The 18,211-nt window shown below is 60.9% G+C and carries 17 protein-coding genes; 7 read left to right on the forward strand and 10 right to left on the reverse strand.

The window, feature by feature from the left end:
- Nucleotides 1-297 precede the first annotated feature (297 nt).
- On the forward strand, nucleotides 298-1,017 hold the full coding sequence (locus tag FR699_RS01245) for a diphthine--ammonia ligase (RefSeq protein WP_158853512.1): 720 nt from the start codon (nucleotides 298-300) through the stop codon (nucleotides 1,015-1,017).
- A gap of 48 nt (nucleotides 1,018-1,065) precedes the next feature.
- Here the strand turns inward: FR699_RS01245 and FR699_RS01250 are convergent, their stop codons facing one another.
- Entirely contained in the window at nucleotides 1,066-2,034 is a 969-nt protein-coding gene (locus FR699_RS01250; RefSeq protein ID WP_154552160.1) for a sugar phosphate nucleotidyltransferase, read from the reverse strand.
- A gap of 188 nt (nucleotides 2,035-2,222) precedes the next feature.
- Between FR699_RS01250 and FR699_RS01255 the strand changes: the two genes are divergently transcribed.
- The 3 genes from FR699_RS01255 (at nucleotide 2,223) to FR699_RS01265 (ending at nucleotide 5,664) form a co-directional block, all read left to right on the forward strand.
- Complete coding sequence (locus tag FR699_RS01255; protein WP_154552159.1) at nucleotides 2,223-2,861, forward strand: helix-turn-helix domain-containing protein; 639 nt, start codon at nucleotides 2,223-2,225, stop codon at nucleotides 2,859-2,861.
- A gap of 122 nt (nucleotides 2,862-2,983) precedes the next feature.
- Nucleotides 2,984-3,898 (forward strand): cysteine synthase A, encoded by a 915-nt coding sequence (gene cysK / locus FR699_RS01260; protein ID WP_158853514.1) that lies wholly within the window; start codon nucleotides 2,984-2,986, stop codon nucleotides 3,896-3,898.
- Nucleotides 3,899-4,092: 194 nt separating this feature from the next.
- Nucleotides 4,093-5,664 carry a DUF1508 domain-containing protein gene (locus FR699_RS01265; RefSeq protein ID WP_158853515.1) on the forward strand — a complete coding sequence of 524 codons (1,572 nt, stop codon included), beginning with the start codon at nucleotides 4,093-4,095 and terminating at the stop codon, nucleotides 5,662-5,664.
- A 65-nt stretch (nucleotides 5,665-5,729) separates the two neighbouring features.
- On the opposite strand, the gene FR699_RS01270 is transcribed toward FR699_RS01265, so the two are convergent.
- Genes FR699_RS01270 through FR699_RS01280 form a run of 3 tightly spaced genes read right to left on the reverse strand, consistent with a single transcriptional unit; the run spans nucleotide 5,730 to nucleotide 7,119 of the window.
- Nucleotides 5,730-6,182, reverse strand: coding sequence for a CopD family protein (locus FR699_RS01270; protein ID WP_154552156.1), 453 nt, complete (start codon nucleotides 6,180-6,182; stop codon nucleotides 5,730-5,732).
- A gap of 26 nt (nucleotides 6,183-6,208) precedes the next feature.
- Nucleotides 6,209-6,865 carry a chemotaxis protein CheC gene (locus FR699_RS01275; RefSeq protein ID WP_233263353.1) on the reverse strand — a complete coding sequence of 219 codons (657 nt, stop codon included), beginning with the start codon at nucleotides 6,863-6,865 and terminating at the stop codon, nucleotides 6,209-6,211.
- 56 nt (nucleotides 6,866-6,921) lie between these two features.
- The gene (locus FR699_RS01280; protein ID WP_158853517.1) at nucleotides 6,922-7,119 is read right to left on the reverse strand and encodes a DUF5800 family protein; all 198 of its coding nucleotides are present in this window, start codon (nucleotides 7,117-7,119) and stop codon (nucleotides 6,922-6,924) included.
- A 99-nt stretch (nucleotides 7,120-7,218) separates the two neighbouring features.
- Between FR699_RS01280 and FR699_RS01285 the strand changes: the two genes are divergently transcribed.
- Nucleotides 7,219-8,235 carry a polymer-forming cytoskeletal protein gene (locus FR699_RS01285; RefSeq protein ID WP_154552153.1) on the forward strand — a complete coding sequence of 339 codons (1,017 nt, stop codon included), beginning with the start codon at nucleotides 7,219-7,221 and terminating at the stop codon, nucleotides 8,233-8,235.
- Nucleotides 8,236-8,366: 131 nt separating this feature from the next.
- On the opposite strand, the gene FR699_RS01290 is transcribed toward FR699_RS01285, so the two are convergent.
- The 5 genes from FR699_RS01290 to FR699_RS01310 form a co-directional block, all read right to left on the reverse strand.
- On the reverse strand, nucleotides 8,367-9,836 hold the full coding sequence (locus tag FR699_RS01290) for a methyl-accepting chemotaxis protein (RefSeq protein ID WP_154552152.1): 1,470 nt from the start codon (nucleotides 9,834-9,836) through the stop codon (nucleotides 8,367-8,369).
- A gap of 177 nt (nucleotides 9,837-10,013) precedes the next feature.
- Nucleotides 10,014-10,970, reverse strand: coding sequence for a thiamine pyrophosphate-dependent enzyme (locus FR699_RS01295; protein ID WP_154552151.1), 957 nt, complete (start codon nucleotides 10,968-10,970; stop codon nucleotides 10,014-10,016).
- Nucleotides 10,970-12,196 (reverse strand): pyruvate ferredoxin oxidoreductase, encoded by a 1,227-nt coding sequence (locus FR699_RS01300; protein WP_154552150.1) that lies wholly within the window; start codon nucleotides 12,194-12,196, stop codon nucleotides 10,970-10,972. Before FR699_RS01300 ends, FR699_RS01295 begins: the two co-directional genes overlap by 1 nt.
- 1 nt (nucleotide 12,197) lies before the next feature.
- Nucleotides 12,198-12,491, reverse strand: a complete 294-nt coding sequence (locus tag FR699_RS01305; protein ID WP_154552149.1) for a 4Fe-4S binding protein — start codon at nucleotides 12,489-12,491, stop codon at nucleotides 12,198-12,200.
- On the reverse strand, nucleotides 12,488-13,027 hold the full coding sequence (locus tag FR699_RS01310) for a pyruvate ferredoxin oxidoreductase subunit gamma (RefSeq protein WP_154552148.1): 540 nt from the start codon (nucleotides 13,025-13,027) through the stop codon (nucleotides 12,488-12,490). Before FR699_RS01310 ends, FR699_RS01305 begins: the two co-directional genes overlap by 4 nt.
- A 572-nt stretch (nucleotides 13,028-13,599) precedes the next feature.
- On the opposite strand from FR699_RS01310, the gene ppc reads away from it, so the two are divergent.
- Complete coding sequence (gene ppc, locus FR699_RS01315) at nucleotides 13,600-16,296, forward strand: phosphoenolpyruvate carboxylase (RefSeq protein WP_154552147.1); 2,697 nt, start codon at nucleotides 13,600-13,602, stop codon at nucleotides 16,294-16,296.
- A gap of 77 nt (nucleotides 16,297-16,373) precedes the next feature.
- On the forward strand, nucleotides 16,374-16,823 hold the full coding sequence (locus FR699_RS01320; RefSeq protein ID WP_154552146.1) for a universal stress protein: 450 nt from the start codon (nucleotides 16,374-16,376) through the stop codon (nucleotides 16,821-16,823).
- Between the two features lie 68 nt (nucleotides 16,824-16,891).
- On the opposite strand, the gene FR699_RS01325 is transcribed toward FR699_RS01320, so the two are convergent.
- Complete coding sequence (locus FR699_RS01325) at nucleotides 16,892-18,208, reverse strand: anaerobic glycerol-3-phosphate dehydrogenase subunit C (RefSeq protein ID WP_158853519.1); 1,317 nt, start codon at nucleotides 18,206-18,208, stop codon at nucleotides 16,892-16,894.
- Nucleotides 18,209-18,211 lie beyond the last annotated feature (3 nt).

The raw sequence follows: 18,211 nt of genomic DNA on the forward strand, positions 1-18,211 counted from the left end.
GTCTGCGAGAACTGCCCATCTCTCGGCGATCCACTGCAGGCCCGCACGTTCACTTTCGGTGCGAGGTTAGCTCGCCTTACTGGTGGCTGCCAATCGAGCAGTTGGGACGATCGAATCACGTGTACCGACCTGTGAGGCAAGCGGGTGCGCACAGTCTCTCGACGCTGCCCACCGGCGGCCGGTGTACGAATCGCTTGGCGGCACTCGGCACGTTTCGGCGTGTGGCGCGGTGACGATCACGGTCTACCGCTCGTCCCGACCGGCAAGTCTAAACCCGGTCGCGCGCGACGCTGGTGTATGACTGACGGCGCGTGGCTTAGCCTCTTTTCCGGCGGCAAAGACTCTTCGTGGGCACTCTATCAGGCCCTACAGCAGGATCTACCCGTCGAGCGACTCGTAACGGTCCACCCGCAGGGCGACTCTTACATGTATCACGTTCCAGCGACGGAGCTGGCTACGCTGGCTGCGGACAGCGTCGGCATTCCGCTCGTCGATGTCCACCCGGACGCTTTCGAAGCCGAGGATGCCACCGACGCCACAGCGCAAGGCGATGCCGAACTCGAACCACTGGAAGCGGCCGTCCGTGAACTCGACGCCGAACTCCCGGGTGGCGTGGGCGGAGTCGTCGCCGGGGCGGTCGAAAGCGAGTTCCAGACCTCCCGTATCGAAGGCCTGTGTGAGCGACTCGATGCCGATCTCTTTGCTCCTCTCTGGAAGCGCGAGCCCGAGACGCTCGCCAGGGAGATGCTCGACGCTGGCTTCGAAATCCGCATCATTCAGGTCGCCGCCGCCGGCCTGGACGACTCGTGGCTCGGTCGACAACTCGATGCGGCTGCACTCGATGAGTTGCTCGCACGCAACGACGAGTACGGCGTCCACGTCCTGGGCGAAGGCGGCGAGTTCGAAACGCTGGTGACCGATGGGCCACACATGGATCGGCCGATCGAACTCGACGCCGAGACTGTCTGGGACGGGACCCGGGGACACCTTCGGATCGACGACGCCTGGTTAGCCTAGCCAGTCGCCATCGACTCCTAAACCGCATCGATCCCACGCGGGAGACTCTCAGGCGCCGTTGGTGATCTGGGTGTGAGCACCGATGAGCGCGCCAGCCAGATCGAGGTGCTCGACGTGGGTCCCCCGATCGATGATCGTGTCGTGGATCTCACAGTCTTTGACAGTGGCATCAGAGAAGATGATCGACTCCGAGACCGTCGAATCTTCGACGGTCGCGCCGGGAAGGACGTGGACGTTGTCACCGATCGTCGAGTCGACGACTGTCGCGCTGTCGGCGATGACGCTGTCACCTTCCAGCGTCCAGCGGATCGCTTCGAGATAGCTTTCGGGCGTGCCGATGTCGAACCAGGCCCCATCGAACGCAAACGAGTAGACCTCACCACGGTCGACCAGCCACTCGATGAACCAGCCGGGCTCGTCCGGATTGTTGCCTCCTTCGAGGTACTCCTCGAACCTGACGTCTTCTGCGGGGAAGGCATAACACGCGATCGAGACGAGCGTACTGTCGGGGTCGTCCGGCTTTTCCTGGAAGTCGACGACGCGGTCGTCTTCGACGTTGATCAGTCCGTAGGATTTGGCTCGCTCCCGGGAGCCAACGTCGTAGGCTGCAAGCGTCGGCTGTTCGCGCTGCTCGAACGTATCGAGGAAGTCACTCAGATCGAAGCTGATCAGGTTGTCTCCGGCGACAACCAGGAGATCTTCGCCCTCTAGGCCTTCCCGCTCGACCAACTGGGCGAGCGCGCCGATCACACCGAATTTTTCGTCCTCTTCGACTGTTTGTTCGACCGACAACGTCGGTTTCTGGAGGTCTGTGTCCGCGATGTGGTCGAGGAAATCGTCCGCAAAGCGCTCGTTGGTACTGACGAACACGTCGTCGATCCGGTCGTCGGACTCCAGTTCGTCGAGAATCCGGTCGATGACGGTCGTCTCCCCGATCGGGAGCAACATTTTTGGTCGATTTCGGGTCACCGGCCACAATCGCGTCGCATACCCGCCGGCGAGTACGACGGCTTTCATACCCTGGGCATCGCAGTCCCCGTGCCAAGTTCTTTTCCATTTGGCTACCTGTCTCGACCGCCCGACACCGAGGGGCCGAAACAGAACAATCGGTCGATATTGCCCCTTTAGGGGTCCATGATACCGTTTTCAGTCGATGGGAATGGCCCGTTCGGTTATGCCCTGTCCGGCCAGAGTTGTACGTACTGATGCCGGGAATGCGCGCCGAAGTCGAAGTTCTCTCACCGGAGACCTGTCCGGTCGCCGAGTTTTCCGAGCGAGCGGAGGGTCCACTTACATCGGTCTCACGGGCGGGCCAGGACGGGGACGCGATTACCGAAGAATTCACTGCGAGCGGTGAGACGGCACTGGCTGACGATCGGCTCTCGCAACTGTTCGAGTATCGGTCGGCCAGTGTCTATCGGTTCCGCCACGAACCGCTCGATTGTGTCTGTGAATTCGTCGAAGAGAGCAGCCATCCGATTTCCGAGATCCGCGCCCAGGATGGCTCGCTCGTGCTCTCGTTGCATCTTACGGCGATCCAAGACCTGCGAGACCTCGTTACAGACCTTCGTGAGCGGTACGGCTCAGTACGAATCCGCTACCTCCTGCAAGTCGAGAGCGACGAGGAGGGGAGTGCTGATGTCGTTCCGATCAACCGCAACCGGCTGACCGACCGCCAGCAAGAGGTCCTCGAAACGGCCTATCGGATGGGCTATTTCTCGTACCCACGCGAGGCAAACGCGACGGACGTTGCCGACGAACTGGGCATCGACTCTTCGACGTTCACCGAACACCTCGCAGCTGCCCAGTCGAAGTTGATGGACGAATTAGTCGCCGAACTGTGACTGTCGGCGGTGAGTAGATCGGTCACGGCAGGTCTCTCGATACGCACATTCCCGACTAGTATTCCCGTTTGCTGGGAGTTTCGGACGGCCTTAAATATTGATCTGCAAAACTAACGACTACGATGGACGTCGTAGACGATATCACTGCACTGATCGGCGAGACGCCGTTACTGAGACTCGACGACGGGACGGGAACGACGGTCCTCGCAAAGGTCGAATCGTTCAATCCGTATTCGATCAAAGATCGGATCGGTCGAGCGATGATTGAAGCCGCCGAGGAAGCCGGTGAGGTTACCGACGATACCGTTATCATCGAGCCCACCAGCGGCAATACCGGGATCGGGCTTGCCAGCGTCTGTGCGGCCAAGGGGTACGATCTCGTCCTCGCCATGCCTGAATCGATGAGCGAGGAGCGTCGGCAACTGCTGGCTGGTCTCGGAGCGGATCTCGAACTGACCGACGCCGACGGTGGCATGAACGGTGCTATCGAACGGGCCGAGGAACTCGCTGCGGAATACGACGACACCTTCATTCCCCAGCAGTTCCAGAACCCGGCCAATCCGGGCGCTCACCGCGAGACGACGGGACCGGAACTGTGGGCGGATACCGATGGCGAACTCGACGCCTTCGTGGCCGGAATCGGCACTGGTGGGACGATTACGGGCGTCGCCGAGTACCTCACCGAAGATGTCGAGGCCGACGTAGACATCGTCGGGGTCGAGCCCGCTGATTCGGCCGTCCTCTCCGGTGGCGAGCCGGGGAGTCACGGGATCCAGGGCATCGGGGCCGGATTCGTCCCCGAAATTCTCCGGACCGACCTTCTCGATGAAGTCGTGACTGTCGAACGCGAGGATTCGCTCGCCGAGGCACGCCGCCTCGCCAGTGCGGAAGGGCTTGCCGTCGGTATCTCCGCCGGGGCCGCTGCCTACGCAGCGAAACACGTCGCCGAGGACTATCCCGACGACGCAGTCGTCGCGACGGTCCTCCCGGACACCGGCGAGCGGTATCTCTCGACTGACCTCTTCGAAGCCACCTGACGCCGTTCGTGGACCCTCAACTCGCTCAGTGCCCCACCTGCGTTGCGATCTGACTCGGCGCACCTCGTCCGTGCACTGGGCGTGTCTATCGAGAAGTTCCTCTTCGGCTGTGATCGTCGCCCCGAATCGGTATTAATAATGGTTCTGCACCAATCTATAAGTATTGTCTGTCTGTATGAGTGAACGAACATACTATGGCAACTGATTCATCGAGCAACGAGCTGCTCGTCACGTGGTATCGCGAGCGGATCGGTGACCCAGCCACCGAAGACGAAGTGATGGGCTATTGGATATTCGTTCTCGGGGCATTGCTCGGCGTTCTCGGCATCCTGCTGTTGATCCCGAGCGAACCAGCCAGCTCGATCCGGGGTTGGGCAATCGTCATCGCCGCACTGGGGCTGTCACTGTTGCTCGCCGGATCGATCGTCCGGCTGCCGCTGCGAGAGTACAGCTCCCTGCTGGTGCTTGCCGGTGTTTTGGTGACTGTTGGGGGAATTATTTGGTTTCTCGTCGCGTATCCGGACAACTGGCGACCACAGTCGAGTCCGATCATCGTCGTCTATGCACTGGGCTTGCTCTTGATGACGGTCGGTGGCGTCTTCGCGCCGTTGCTCACCACTCGCGCGGAGGAAGATGTCTCGAAACTCCAGGATCAACTCGACGACACGATTGCCGACGAGTCCGATCTGGCATCAGTCATCGACGACTTGCGTGGTCACATTGCGGATGCCGAAGCTGACGAGGAAGACCTCGCTCGCGAACTGGAGACACTCCGGGCCGAGCTTTCGGCCACCTCAGCCGACGAGGCGGACCTGGCTGCACAACTCCGAACGCTTCGTGAGAGTCAGGCCCGGTTCGAACTCTACGAGGACGCCGGCGGTGAGTGGCGCTGGCGGCTTCGCCACTGTAACGGCAACATTACCGCAACCTCGGGCGAGGGGTACACACAAAAGCATAACGCCCAGAATGGTCTCGCCAGTATCCGTCGGGACGCACTCGGAGCGACTGTCACGCTCATCGAAGAGGAAGCACAACTCCCGGCCGAAGACGACCCCTTCGAGCCGCCCGAAGACCGCGAAAGTCAGGCCACTTTCGAGGCATACGAGGACAACGCCTCCGAATATCGCTGGCGGCTTCGACACGACAACGGACACATCCTGGCCGACGGCGGTGAGGGGTATGACTCACGGGCAAACCTTGCCCGGGCAATCGACAGCGTTAGGGAGTACGTCGGGCCGGCCCAGTATCTCCGGTTCGATCCGACTGCCTTCGAGATCTACCAGGACAACGCCGGCGAATATCGCTGGCGACTGGTTCATCGCAACGGCAACATCCTCGCCGACGGTGGCGAGGGCTACTCGCGATACCACGACGCCCGCCGTGCGGTCGATCGCATCCAGGAAGATCTCGACAGCCTCGACTTCGAGATTTACGAGGACAACGCCGCCGAGTATCGCTGGCGACTCTCATCGACAAACGACCGGATCGTCGCCGACAGCGGCGAGGGCTACACCGAGCGCAGTGAGGCCGCGGATGCCGTCGAGCGCGTCGAGAACTACGCGCCGGATGCGGATGTCCTTGACGTGACGCCCGCCGCGTTCGAAGTCTACGAGGATGCGGGCGGTGAGTGGCGCTGGCGGCTTCGCCACCGTAACGGGAACATCATCGCCGACAGTGGCGAAGGATATGCCGACCGCTCGGGAGCCTGGAACGCTATCGACGGGGTCAAACGCAACGCACCGGCGGCCCCGACAGAAGACATCTGAGAGCGAGGGCCGCTCTTCGTGTGGCCCCGTCTGCTGTGATCGGTCGTCTCTTGTCTCCGTCTCGGTCACCACGGCGCGCCCAGTGCGCCGGCATCGAGCAAGAGGAGGATAGCGACGAGCGAGGCGGCGAGGAAGAACGGGCGTGCCTGTGTGGCCGGCGTCCGGACTTTCCGTTGTTGGGTTCCGTTGGTCAACTTTGCTGCACCGACCTCAGAGAGGCCAGCGAGTACCAGCCAGAGCACGACCATTGTCACGACCAGGTGCCCGCGAGGCGAGGACAGCAGACTGTCGACAGTGTAGCCCGTTGTGGCCTGGTGGGCACCAGTCAGCAACGTCACGAGCACGCTCGCTCGCGTAATCAGTTTGAACCGATCGGTGATCGCCGAGAGTGGTTGGCTATCGATTCGACCGTCCAGTGCGGTTGGCACGACGGCGAACGTGACGAACAGCACGCTCCCCGTCCACAGTCCAGCGAACGTGACGTGTAATCCGGCGACCAGCGCGTCTGTCAGTGCCATAGGCACGAATCGGGGGTGGCGACCTTTCAAAACACTGGATCGGCTTCCGTATCGTCGTCGTCGATCTCACCGACCGAGAGGTGATCGAGTAGATTGACGAATGCGCCGGGGTCGGGAATCAAGAAGAGGCGGATCTTGAACTCCTCGGCCTGGTCAGTGACGTCGACGATACTGTCGAGGACGATCGAGACCGAATCGACGCGAACGTGAGAGAGCATCTCATCGGCGAGTTCGTCACCACAGGCCTGCTTCAGTGTCGGCGTACTCATGTCGATGGTCGTCCCGAGGGTGTTTGCGATCCCGTCGACGAACCCGGAGGTGAGGATGTTACAGACTTCTTGGAGAGCACTCTGTTGTAACTGGTTGAACTCGCCGTCGACGGTTGTCCCAGTCAGCAACGTGGCCATTTCGGCAGCCGTCTCCTCGTAGAAGGTCATCAGGAAGATGCCGTAAGGTGGCTCTTTGAGCCGAATACTGGCGCTGTAGACGGTTTCAGTGCCGATTTGGGCGCCGATGTCCGGTGGCTCGACGAACGAGAGGCTCTTGATCTCGACGGTGGCGTCGACACCTGCCAGCGAACCGAGGGATGTCGCCGCATTTTCTGCCCCCGCTTTGATCAGTTGGTTGATCACTCGCAGCTTCCTGATATCGATGAGCAACGGCATCTCTTCGTCGTAAATCACTCGCAACTGCTACTTAGTGGTTTGGTCCGTGATGGGCGCAGATTCTCTCATCTCCGTTAGTCGATAATCTCGGCGATACGCTGTGGCTCACCCGAAAGTGCCGGTTCCGGATCGACGAGTTGCAACACTTCGTGGTCGGTCACGTCAGGGTAGGCTTTGCCGACGGCGTCTTCGATCAGGGCTTTCTCTAGACGAAAGTCGGTCCCCTCGTAGACGACGTCGACGCCGTGCTCGTCGAAAGACAGGGCGGTCATGGTCGACTCTACGTGTTCGTGGATAAAAGCATCGCGGAGTACCCCTCGACTCTCGTTGTCTCCGTCAGACGACCGTCAGACGCGGGCTTGGGGTTTAAGATGCCTGATTTCTCTTCTAGATGTGTGCTTCGATCGACGCCGCTCGAAGAACTCGCGATCCCCGACGGGACGACCGTCGAGGAGCACGATCTCGTCACCGACGGCGACGTGATCGTCGGCGGCCAGAGTACGGTCGAGTTCGGCGTTCGCGGCGAGACGGTCGTCGCTGGCGAGCGTGTCCGGTTTGGCGGCCACATCGAGGCCGCAAGTGACTGCCGACTCGACGTGTGGTCTGACGTCGAGGCAGATGTCCTGGTCGGTGGGGACGCCTATCTCGGCGAGCGGGTGCATATCGGTGGCGAGTTGAAAGTTGCCGGTGATCTGGATATCGGCGACGACGTCGAGATCGAAGACGGCTTCGAGGCAAACGGCTGGATCGTCATCCGGAACCCGATGCCGACGATCGTCTTCCTGTTTGTCTACCTCTCGCATTTGCTCCGGATGGGTGAACAGGAGGCTGCCCAAGAGACCCTCGAATCAGTCGTCGGTTCCGACTCCGAACACGACCCGCTGATCGTTCCGCGAAACGCCCACGTCAGCGACGACGCCTGGCGGGTTTCGGCACCCGCCTTGATCGGTGACGACTGTCGATTGCACGGCAATCTCCGCGCTGAGTCGCTCACGGTCGGCCGGGACACGACCGTCTTTGGCAGCCTCCGGGCGCGCGAGGACGTGACCGTTGGTCGGGCAACCGAAATCAAAGGTGACGTCACGACCCGCAGCGGGACGGTCCGGATCGGCCCTGGTGTCCACATCTGGGGAGACATTGCAGCCGAGAACGTCGAACTTCACGAGAATGCCACCGTCGAAGGGACGATCCGTGCTCGTGGCGAAATGGAACTGCACGCCACAGACGTGCTCGATGACGTCGACCAGACTGCCCAGGCGATGGCCAGCGCAGCCGAACGCTTAGCGGCCGAGGAGACTCTCCCGGCGGACGCACAGTCTCCCGATACCGCTGGCCCTACGCCGAGCGACGTCGAAGACACTGCCCCTGAATCGTCGCCGACCGAGTGACGATGGCGATAGGTATCCACGCCCCTGGCGTGTGAACACTCCGCACATATTACTGCAACTCTATTAGCAGCTAGCCGGTGATGAGTGATTCCGACCAAGACAAAGAAGCGATCCTCCCGGGAAGCCCGTCGTTACTCGGTGGTGTAGCGCTCGAACAGCGCCGAGAGCTGCTGGGCTCGCATGGTCAGCATCTTTGCGTTGACGTACATCTCGCCGAGGGCGAGGGTCTGCTCTTGGGCGATGGCAGCGACGTTCTCGGCTTCCTGCATGTTCTCGCGACTGACTTCGGCCGCACTGTCGGCGATACTGGCGACTTCTTCGGAGGAGGCTGCCTGATCGTCAGTGGCACTCGAAATCTCTTTGACCCCGCTGGAGGTGTCTTGGACGTAGTCGAGAATCGATTCTAGCGCTTGGAGGCCCTCGTCCATCGTCTCTTGGCCCTCCCCGACCGTCTCACGCATCGTCTGGATTTCCTCGACTGCCTGGGTGGTCTGGGCCTGGATGTCGTTGATGAGATCTTCGATCTCGTTGGTCGCGTCTTTGGTCTCTTCGGCGAGGCTCTTGACCTCGTCGGCAACGACCGTGAATCCGTTGTTATCGCCGCTCGATGCGTGGGCGGCCTCGATCGAGGCGTTCAGCGCAAGGATGTTCGTCTGTTCGGCGATATCGTCGATCAAGTCGACGATCTGTCCGACTTCACCCATCTGATCGTCGAGCGTCTCGACGGTCCCGACGACGGATTCGGTCTGCTCGTCGACCTCGTCCATCGCATCGCTGACGTCGCGGGCGGCCTCGATTCCTTCGACGGTTCGCTGTTCGGTCTGGTCTGCCTTCTCGGCGACTTCGTCTGATGAGGCCGCAATCTCTTCGATCGTCGCGGACATCTCGCTCATCTCGTCGGAGATCTGGTTGATCTGTCCGTGCTGCTCGTGGAAAGCGTCGGCGAGTTGCTGGACGCTGTCGGCCATGCTTTCGCTGGCCTCCCGGACGGCCTCTGTCGCCGTCGTCACCTGTTCGCTCGATCCCGAGACATCACCACTGAAGTCCCCCGCTGTTTCGATCGTTTGCTCGAAGGCGGCCGCCATCGCGTTGAACTCGGTTGCGAGTTCGTTGAGTGCCTCCGAAGGCGTCTCGGCGTCGAGCCGAACCGTGAGATCTCCATCGCTGGCCGCTTTGGCCGTTGTTGCACTCTGGGATAGGTACTCGTCGATATCCTCGATGGAGTCGACGCTCGTGGCGGCGACGCCACCATCCGGGGTCAGCGCCGTGACTCCAGACTGGGGTCCCCGCTCGCCTCTCGAACGAAGCGCTTCGAGTTCCGTCCGGGCATCGGCGAGTTGCTCTTCGAGGCTCGTCCGCTCGTCTTCGAGTTCTGTTACTCGCGAGCGTAACGTCTCGCGTGTCTTCGAGAGCGATTCGATCCGTCGCCGCTGGTCGAGAAACGCATAGCCGAGTACCATACTCGCGAGGACGAACCCACCACCGGCCAGGATTGGGTACAGTGACGGCGGGGCAACCACGGGAAGTACAGCCTGCCAAATCACGTGCAGGAGCTGGAATGAAACCACAGCACGAAGCTTCCGCGTGTGAGCATCAACCATACACGTATCTTAAAAGATGATGCATATATATTCTTCTACCACCGTTTCACATACTGATAGTGGCAGGCGCCCGTCCGTGCCGGTGGAGCCGTGGTGGCCAGCGCGATACACGAGTGGGTCGGGACGCTCTCCGGAGACGACAAAAAGGAAAATAGACGCGACTGATTGGGGGTCAGCTCAGGCGTCGAGACCGAGGTCTTCGGCCCGACCGTCGATCCACTCTTGCAGTGCTTCGATCGTTTCCTCTCCCTCTTCGCCTTCGAAGAGGTGCTTGAAGCGACCCTGGGTTTCGAGCCACTCCCGGACGGGCTTGCGGTCGCTGATCTTGTTGACGTTAGTGATCTCGCCGTTCTCCATCTCGAAGACCGGGAACAGCCCCGTTTCGACGGCTAGCTCGGCGAGTTCGACCGTCTTCGAGGACTCGTAGCTCCACCCGACCGGACACGGCGAGTAGACGTGCAGGAACTTCGGCCCGTCGATCTCGAGGGCCTTCTCGACTTTCTGCTTGAAGTCGTGGGGGTTCGAAATCGAGGCCGTCGCGACGTACTCGACGCCGTGGTCGGCCGCGATCGAAGCCATGTCCTTCTTGTTGGTGTCGTTCCCGATGCTCTCTGTCCCCGCCGGCGAGGTCGTCGTCGACGCGCCCAGTGGCGTCTGACTGGAGCGCTGGACGCCCGTGTTCATGTACGCCTCGTTGTCGTACATGATGTAGGTGACGTCGTGCCCACGTTCCATCATGCCAGACAGGGCACGGAAGCCAATGTCGGCCGTGGCACCGTCGCCACCGATCGCGATGATGTTGAGGTCGTCCTCGTCGCTGACATCGAGGTGATCGGGATCCCGGCGGTCGAACGACTGGTAGGCGGCCTCGACGCCGGCGGCCACCGAGGCAGCGTTTTCGAAGATGTTGTGGATGTAGCTCGTCCCCCAGGAACTCTCGGGGAACGGCGTCGAGACGACCTCCATACACCCCGTGGCGTTCGTGACGATCGTATTCGGTCCGGCCGCCTCGGTGATGTATTTCATCGCCAGGGCGGGACCACACCCGGCACAGGCGCGATGGCCCGGGTTCCACAGTTCTTCGCCGTGTTCCACCTCGTCGGTGAAGTCCTGATCTTGCAGGTCTGAACTCATTACTGATCGCCTCCGTTGAGGATTTCCTCACGCAGCTGGGGCCACGATTCCTGCTCTTCGAAGGTCATCGGGGCCGATGCTTCCATGGTCTCCTCGATCATCGTCCCGATCTCCGGGGCGTTGACGTCTCGGCCAGCCATGCCGATGACGAAGCTCTTGATCGGGGGCTGGTTCTCGGCGTGATACAGCGTGCCCTTGATCTCGCCGGCCAGCGCACTCTCGTAGCCGGGCGACATCTCCTTGGTCAGGACGCCGACGGCCTCGGCGTCGCCCAAGGCTTCTCGAAGCTCTTCGGTTGGGAACGGCCGGTGGACGCGTGGTCGGACGAGGCCGACGTCGACACCCTCGGCGCGGTACTCGTCGATGACACCGCGGATCGTCCCGCAGATCGAGCCCAGCGCCACGAGCAGGTAATCAGCATCGCCGTGGTAGGTGTCGAGCATCCCGTTGTACTCGGTGTAGTCCCGGCCAAAGACTTCCTTGAACTCCTGGACGGTCTGGGCCCAGACGTCTTTCGACTCCATCATCGCTTCCTGGATCGCGTACCGTGTTTCCGTCCAGTGTTCGGGCCGGGCGAAAGCACCCATCGTCTTCGGATCCGACGGGTCGAGGGTGAACTCGGGGTCACGCGGGGGCAGGAACTCGCTGACCTCCTCTTCGCTGGGGATGTCCGCGGGTTCCTGAACGTGGGTCAGGATGAACCCGTCGAAGTTCGAGAGGACGGGCAGGTTGACCTGCTCGGCGACCCGAAAGCCCATCAGCACGTGGTCGATGGCTTCCTGGACGTCCTCGGCGTGGAACTGCAGCATGCCGCCGTCCCGCTCGGCGAAGGCGTCGGTGTGGTCGGCCCAGATCGACAGCGGGGCCGACAGCGACCGGTTGGCGACCGCCATCACGATCGGCAGGCGCATGCCAGCCGCCGTAAACAGCGGTTCGCTCATCAGCTTCAGGCCCTGGCTGGACGTCGCCGAGAAGGCTCGTGCGCCAGCGGCCGACGCGCCAATACACGTCGAAGCGGCGTTGAATTCGCTGTCGACCTTGATGAACTCGCTGTCGAGTTGGCCGTCGGCAACCAGTTCCGAGAGCTTCTCGACGACCCCTGTCTGGGGCGTGATCGGGTACGCCGAGACGACGTCGGGGTCTGCGGCCATGACACCTTTCGCCACGGCCGAGGTACCCTTCATGACCTCCTGCTCGTCAGAGGGGTTCTGTTCTGCTTTGGCCATCTCACTTCACCTCCCGAACCATCTCGATGGCGTCAGTCGGGCAGACTTCCTCACAGATCCCACAGCCCTTGCAGTAATCGAGGTCGAATCCGTAGTAGTCCTCGCCTTCGACCGGCTTTGCCGCCTGGTCGGGACAGTACGTATCACACTGTCCGCAGGCGATACAGGCGTCGACATCGATGACGGGCTTGAACTGCCGCCACGAGCCCGTCTTGTTCACTCGGGAGGTGTTCGGTTCGACGACGGCACCGGTCGTGATCGTGAGGTTCTCGTATGGGTCGTCTGATTGGCTCATGCTGATACCTCCGTGAAGGCGTCGTTGGTCGCGGCGACGTTCTGCTCGCCGATCTCGCCGCCGAATTTCCGCGTAATGACTGCTTCGAGACTATCCTGGGACAGCAGGCCGGTCGCTCCGGCGAACGCGCCAAGCAGCGCGGTGTTCATGATCGGCTTGCCGAGGTGCTCTAAGGCGATCTCCGTCGCGTCGACCGTCACGACCTCGGCGTCAGTCTCGATGTCGACGTCCTCGGGGTCGTCGCTGGTGTTGATCAACACCAGACCGCCATCCGCGAGCCCCTCGGTGACGTCGACGTACTCCAGCAGACTCGTGTCCTGGACGATCACGTAGTCCGGCTCGTCGACCTGACTCCGGTCCGTGATCTTTTCTTCGTCGAAGCGAGTGAACGCCTCGACGGGTGCCCCTCGGCGTTCGACACCGAACGCCGGGAACGCCTGTGCCCACGTCCCCTCTTCGTGAGCTGCCTGTGCCAACAGTTGCGCCAGCGTTACCGAACCCTGGCCGCCACGTCCGTGAATCCGTATTTCATCCATCGTAATCACCTAAGTGCGCATTCAGTTCGCGGTGGGCTCCTGGCTGACCCCCTTTGTCGCGTCCAATTGCGTCATCGGTCATCAGAGAGTCCACCTACTTCTGTAGTATGTAACAAACAATAACTAAACCCTACCCCCATAATTCGGGGTGTTTAAGGGGGCGAGAATTGGTTTTTCACGATTTTATCGCAACGAATGTAACGAAGTCGGGGGTTTTCAAACGAACAATCATTACAGTAAATATCTGCATTCCTGCCGCCCTCTGTGGGTTTTGCGATATTTTCACGACAATCGCCGTACTGGCCTTTGCCAATCGTCGATCCCGCGATATAGGGGGTATGCCGTGTGGCTACGGCGTCGGTACCTCCCTGTCTCAGATCACTCCTTACCACCAGCGTGGCGGCATGAATATTCGGACGACAAATATATTTTTCTATATATGAACCTCATAGATCGTGGTAAATCTGGTAGTCAAATCGCAAGAAAGGGGCTTCACGAATCATTAATCAGGCCCTATCTTACATTCTTCCAATTCCGCTAGTGTTATACCGCTCGGACTATCACGGGGTGGTATGACTTTGCACGCCAGAGACCTCAACCAGGACGTCCGTGAACTGGGGGAACTTCTGGGAACTGTCATCGAAAGTCAAAGCTCGAGTGACGCATTCGATGTCGTCGAGACGATCCGGAACAACGCCATCGGGTACCGGCGTGGGGAGGCTGAGTCCCGTGAGCCAATCCACGACGAACTCGATCGGTTGTCTCCGGAGATGCAAGATGTCGTCGCCCGAGCGTTCACGACTTACTTCGAACTGGTCAACTTGGCCGAGGAGCGCGAACGCGTCCGCGAGGTCAGAGAGGGCGTCCAGAACGGCGAGCTCTCGGATACGGTCGGGAAAGCTGTCGAACAGTTGGCGGCCGAGGACGTCGATCCCGACACTGTCGAGGAAATTCTCGACGACGTCATCATCGAGCCGACGTTCACCGCCCATCCGACCGAAGCGCGTCGTAAGACGATCAAAGCCAAGCTCTGGTCGGTCGGGAAGATCATCCAGGACTTGGACGAGATCAGTTTCACGGAGCGGGAACAGCGACGGATCAAACGGGAACTCAGCGCCGAAGTGACGAGTCTCTGGCAGACGCCCCAGGTTCGTGATCGACGTCCCGACGTCACTGACGAGACGCTGAACATTCAGTGGTATCTCGAAAACAGCCTCTTCGACGTCATCAGTGAGGTCTACGACGAACTCGAACATGCTTTGGCAGAAACCTACGACGGCGAGGTCGACGTGCCAAAACTGTACGAGTTCCGGTCGTGGGCCGGCAGTGACCGTGACGGGAACCCATTCGTCACGCCCGAGGTCACGAAGGAGACGCTCGACCGCCAGCGCAGCGTCGTACTCGATCTGTATCGGGACGACCTCAAAAGCCTCTCCGGTGTGTTGAGCCAGGACGTCGAGAACCTGGAGATGAGCGAAGCCTTCGAGGAGAGTCTGGAGACCCACAAAGAACACCTCCCGGGCGTCGCCGACGAGATCGACGAGCGCTACCCGGACGAGCCCTACCGCCAGAAACTGAAGCTCATGCGCGAGAGTGTGCTTCGGGTCGATGACGTTCGGTCCGGCGAGTACGACGCCGATGGCCAACTCATCCGCGATCTAGAACTCATCGCCGAGAGCCTTCGGGCAAACAACGCCGAGGATATCGTCGAGGCGCACGTCGAGCCGCTGATCCGGAAGGTCGAGACCTTCGGGTTCACGCTTGCGAGTCTCGACCTGCGTGATCACCGCGGGAAACACACGAACGCGCTGAGTGAGACCCTCGATCGGGAGGGAATCGACTACGAGTCGATGGACGAAGACGAGCGTGTCGAGTTCCTAACTGAGGCAATTTTGCAGGACGATCAGGTTATCGACATCGAAGACACCGACGGCCTCTCCGAGGAGTCTGAAAAAGTCCTGACGCTGTTCTCCGAGGCGGCCGACTGGCAGCGGGAATACGGCGTCGACGCGATCGATACCTACGCGATCAGCTGGTTCGAAGAAGCCTCTCACGCCCTCGAAGTCCTCTTCCTGGGCGATCAGGCCGGCATCGTCGACCTGCCAGGGTACTGTGGGTTCGATATCGTGCCGCTGTTCGAAAGCGAGTACGCGCTGACGCGAGTCCGGGAGATGCTGAGCACGCTCTTCGAGAACGAGGCCTACAGCCAGGCCCTCGACGCTCGGGACAACATTCAGGAGATTCTGCTGGGGTACTCAGATTCCTCGAAGGAGAACGGCTACCTGGCTGCCAACTGGGAGCTGTACCGTAACCAAAAGCGGATGGCAGACATCTGTGACGATTTCGACGTCGACCTGCGGTTGTTCCACGGTCGTGGCGGTTCGATCTCTCGTGGCGGCGTGCCGATGCACGAAGCGATGCTCGCGTTGCCCAACGAGACAGTCAACGGCCAGATCAAGTTCACCGAGCAGGGCGAGGCCATCGCCGAGAAGTACGGGAATCCGGAGGTCGCCGAACGCAACCTCGAACAGATGCTCAACGCCCAGATCCTGGCCCGACACAACGCCATGGAGAACCCTGTCGAGGACATTCCGGACGAATGGATCGACGCCTTCCAGACGGCAGCTGACTACGCTAGCACGGAGTATCGCGATCTCTTAGAGACCGACGGCTTCGTCGAGTACTTCGAGCAGGCGACCCCGATCACGGTCATCGAAAACCTCAACATGGGATCGCGGCCGGCCTCCCGGAGCGAAGATCGTTCAGTCGAAGACCTCCGGGCCATCCCGTGGGTGTTCTCCTGGACGCAGGCTCGCTGTATCGTTCCCGGCTGGTACTCCGTTGCCACGGGCATCCAGGGATACCTCGACGACGGCGGCGACATGGAGACGCTCCAGCAAATGTACGAGGAGTGGCCGTACTTCGGGACGATCATCGACCACGCCGGGATGGCCTTGGCCAAGTCCGACATGGAGATTGCGACCGAGTACGCCAACCTGGCTGACGACGATATCCGTGAGCGCATCTTCCCCCGTATCCGCCAGGAATACGAGGAGTCAGTCTCACTCATTCAGGAGATCTCCGGCCAGCAAACGCTGCTCAACCGAAGTTGGCTCCAAGAGAACCTCGAGCGCCGTAATCCCTATGTCGACCCGCTGAATCTCCTTCAGATCCGTTTGCTCGCCCAGTCGCACTTAACTGAGACCGAGCGCCGTACGCTACGTTTGACCGTCCACGGTATCGCTGCCGGCATGAAGAACACCGGGTAGTCCTGTCTCGGTACTCGTTCTGGGTGGGTTGTCACGAGAACACGTAGTTTCTTATCATCCGGCTCGTATCTATAGCCATGACGCTCGAAACCGTTCTACTGGCCGTCGGGCCGAAAGATAGCGATCGTGCCGATGAACTCGCCGAAGCCGTCGTCGAAGTCGCCGGGCCGAGTGATGCGACCGTCGACCTCGTTCACGTGTTCACGCCGAGTGAGTTCGACGACGTGGTCGATCGGCTCGACTTCGATGAGCAAGCGACGGCCGACCCCTCCGAGGTCGCCCGTCGCCACGGAACGATAAAAGAACTGACAAACGTCCTCGACTCGGCGGGCATCGAGTACGATATCCGCGGCCGAAAGGGCGATCACGCGACCGAGATTGTCGACCACGCGGCCGAGATCGGGGCCGATCGGATCGTCGTCGGCGGAAGCAAACGCTCGCCCAGTGGGAAAGCAGTGTTTGGCAGCGTCGCTCAGGACATCATGCTCGATGCGTCCTGTCCGGTCACGTTCGTCAAAGGCGAGTAAGCGGCGGGTTTCCCGTCGATTCTACTGCGGTGTGGCCCGCTCGGCCAGACCGTCAGTGTTCGATTTGCTCACTGGAGGGCCGCATCGAGCACTTCGATCGGGTGTTTGATGTCGTAGCCGGTCCCGTGTTCCATCTGCATCGCACAGGTCGGACACTCGGTCATGCCGTGTTCGGCGTCGGCGTCCTCCATGTGTTCGAACATTTCCTCGCCGATCTCCATCGACGTCTCGTACTTTTCGCTCTTCCAGCCATAGGTGCCCGAGATCCCCGAACAGGAGTCGCCGACGTCGGTCACCTCGATGCCATCGACCGACTCGAACAACTCCAGTGCTTGTCGAGCCAGGCCCTGGTTACGTGAGTGACAGGGGGCGTGGTAGGCGACGTCCGGGAAGCCCTCGACGCTCGCGTCTTCGAGTTTCGAATCGAGATCTTCGTGGATGCGGAGGTACTCCAGGGCGTCGTAGGTGTGGGCAGCCACTTCGTGAATGCCGTCCAGATCGAACAGTTCTGGGTACTCCTGCCGGAGCGCTAGCGAACACGACGAACACGTACAGACGATGTCGTAGCCCTCCTCGATCGCGTTCCCGAGGTGCTCGACGTTGACTTTCGCGTGGCGTCGGGCGTCGTCCAGTCGGCCATTGGCGAACATCGGCGTCCCCGAACACTTCTGTTTCGGGACGGTGATCTCGTAGCCCAGAGACTCGTAGGTCCGGACCATTGCCTTTGCGACCTGGGTGGTGTTGTAATTCGAGTAACAGCCGTGGAAGTACGCCACCCGCTTGTCTTCGTTGTGAACCGTTGGGCCGCCTCGCTTGTCCCACCACTCTCTGAAGGTCTCGGTCGCAAAGGCGGGAAACTCCCGCTCGCTCGGAATCTTCAGGGCTTTCTCCATCACCCAGCGGACGGGGCCGAAGTTCATCATGAAGTTCGACGTTCTGGGTAGTTTCGAGGCCAGCCAGGCCGAGGTTCGGTAGTTGGCGAGGATGCGGTTGCGGATCTTCTTGATCGAGAGGGACTGGTCTTCCTGGACGTACTTGCCGCGGGCGGTGTTGTGCATCTGTCCCAGCGGGACGCCCGACGGACAGCCAGTGTCACACCGGAGGCAGTTGGAACACTTCGTCAGCGAGTCGTCGAGTTCGGTGTCGCCTTTCGTAGCGAGACGCCACTGTTCGGGCCCCTGGAACTGTGGTCCAGCGAAGTCGTCGTCGACTTCTGCGACGGGGCACTCGGCGTCGCAGGCGCCGACTTTCGTGCAGTTGTCTGCCCCGGAGCGTAGATCCATCTCCTCGCTACGCGGGAAGACCTCGGTCGGTTCGTACTCGCCGCGGTCGTCTGTCGATTCGATCGGCGCTGTCCCGTCGTCGGGTTGTTCTGCATCACTCATGGA

The sequence above is a fragment of the Halorhabdus sp. CUG00001 genome, assembly GCF_009797925.1.
Classification (GTDB): Archaea; Halobacteriota; Halobacteria; order Halobacteriales; family Haloarculaceae; genus Halorhabdus.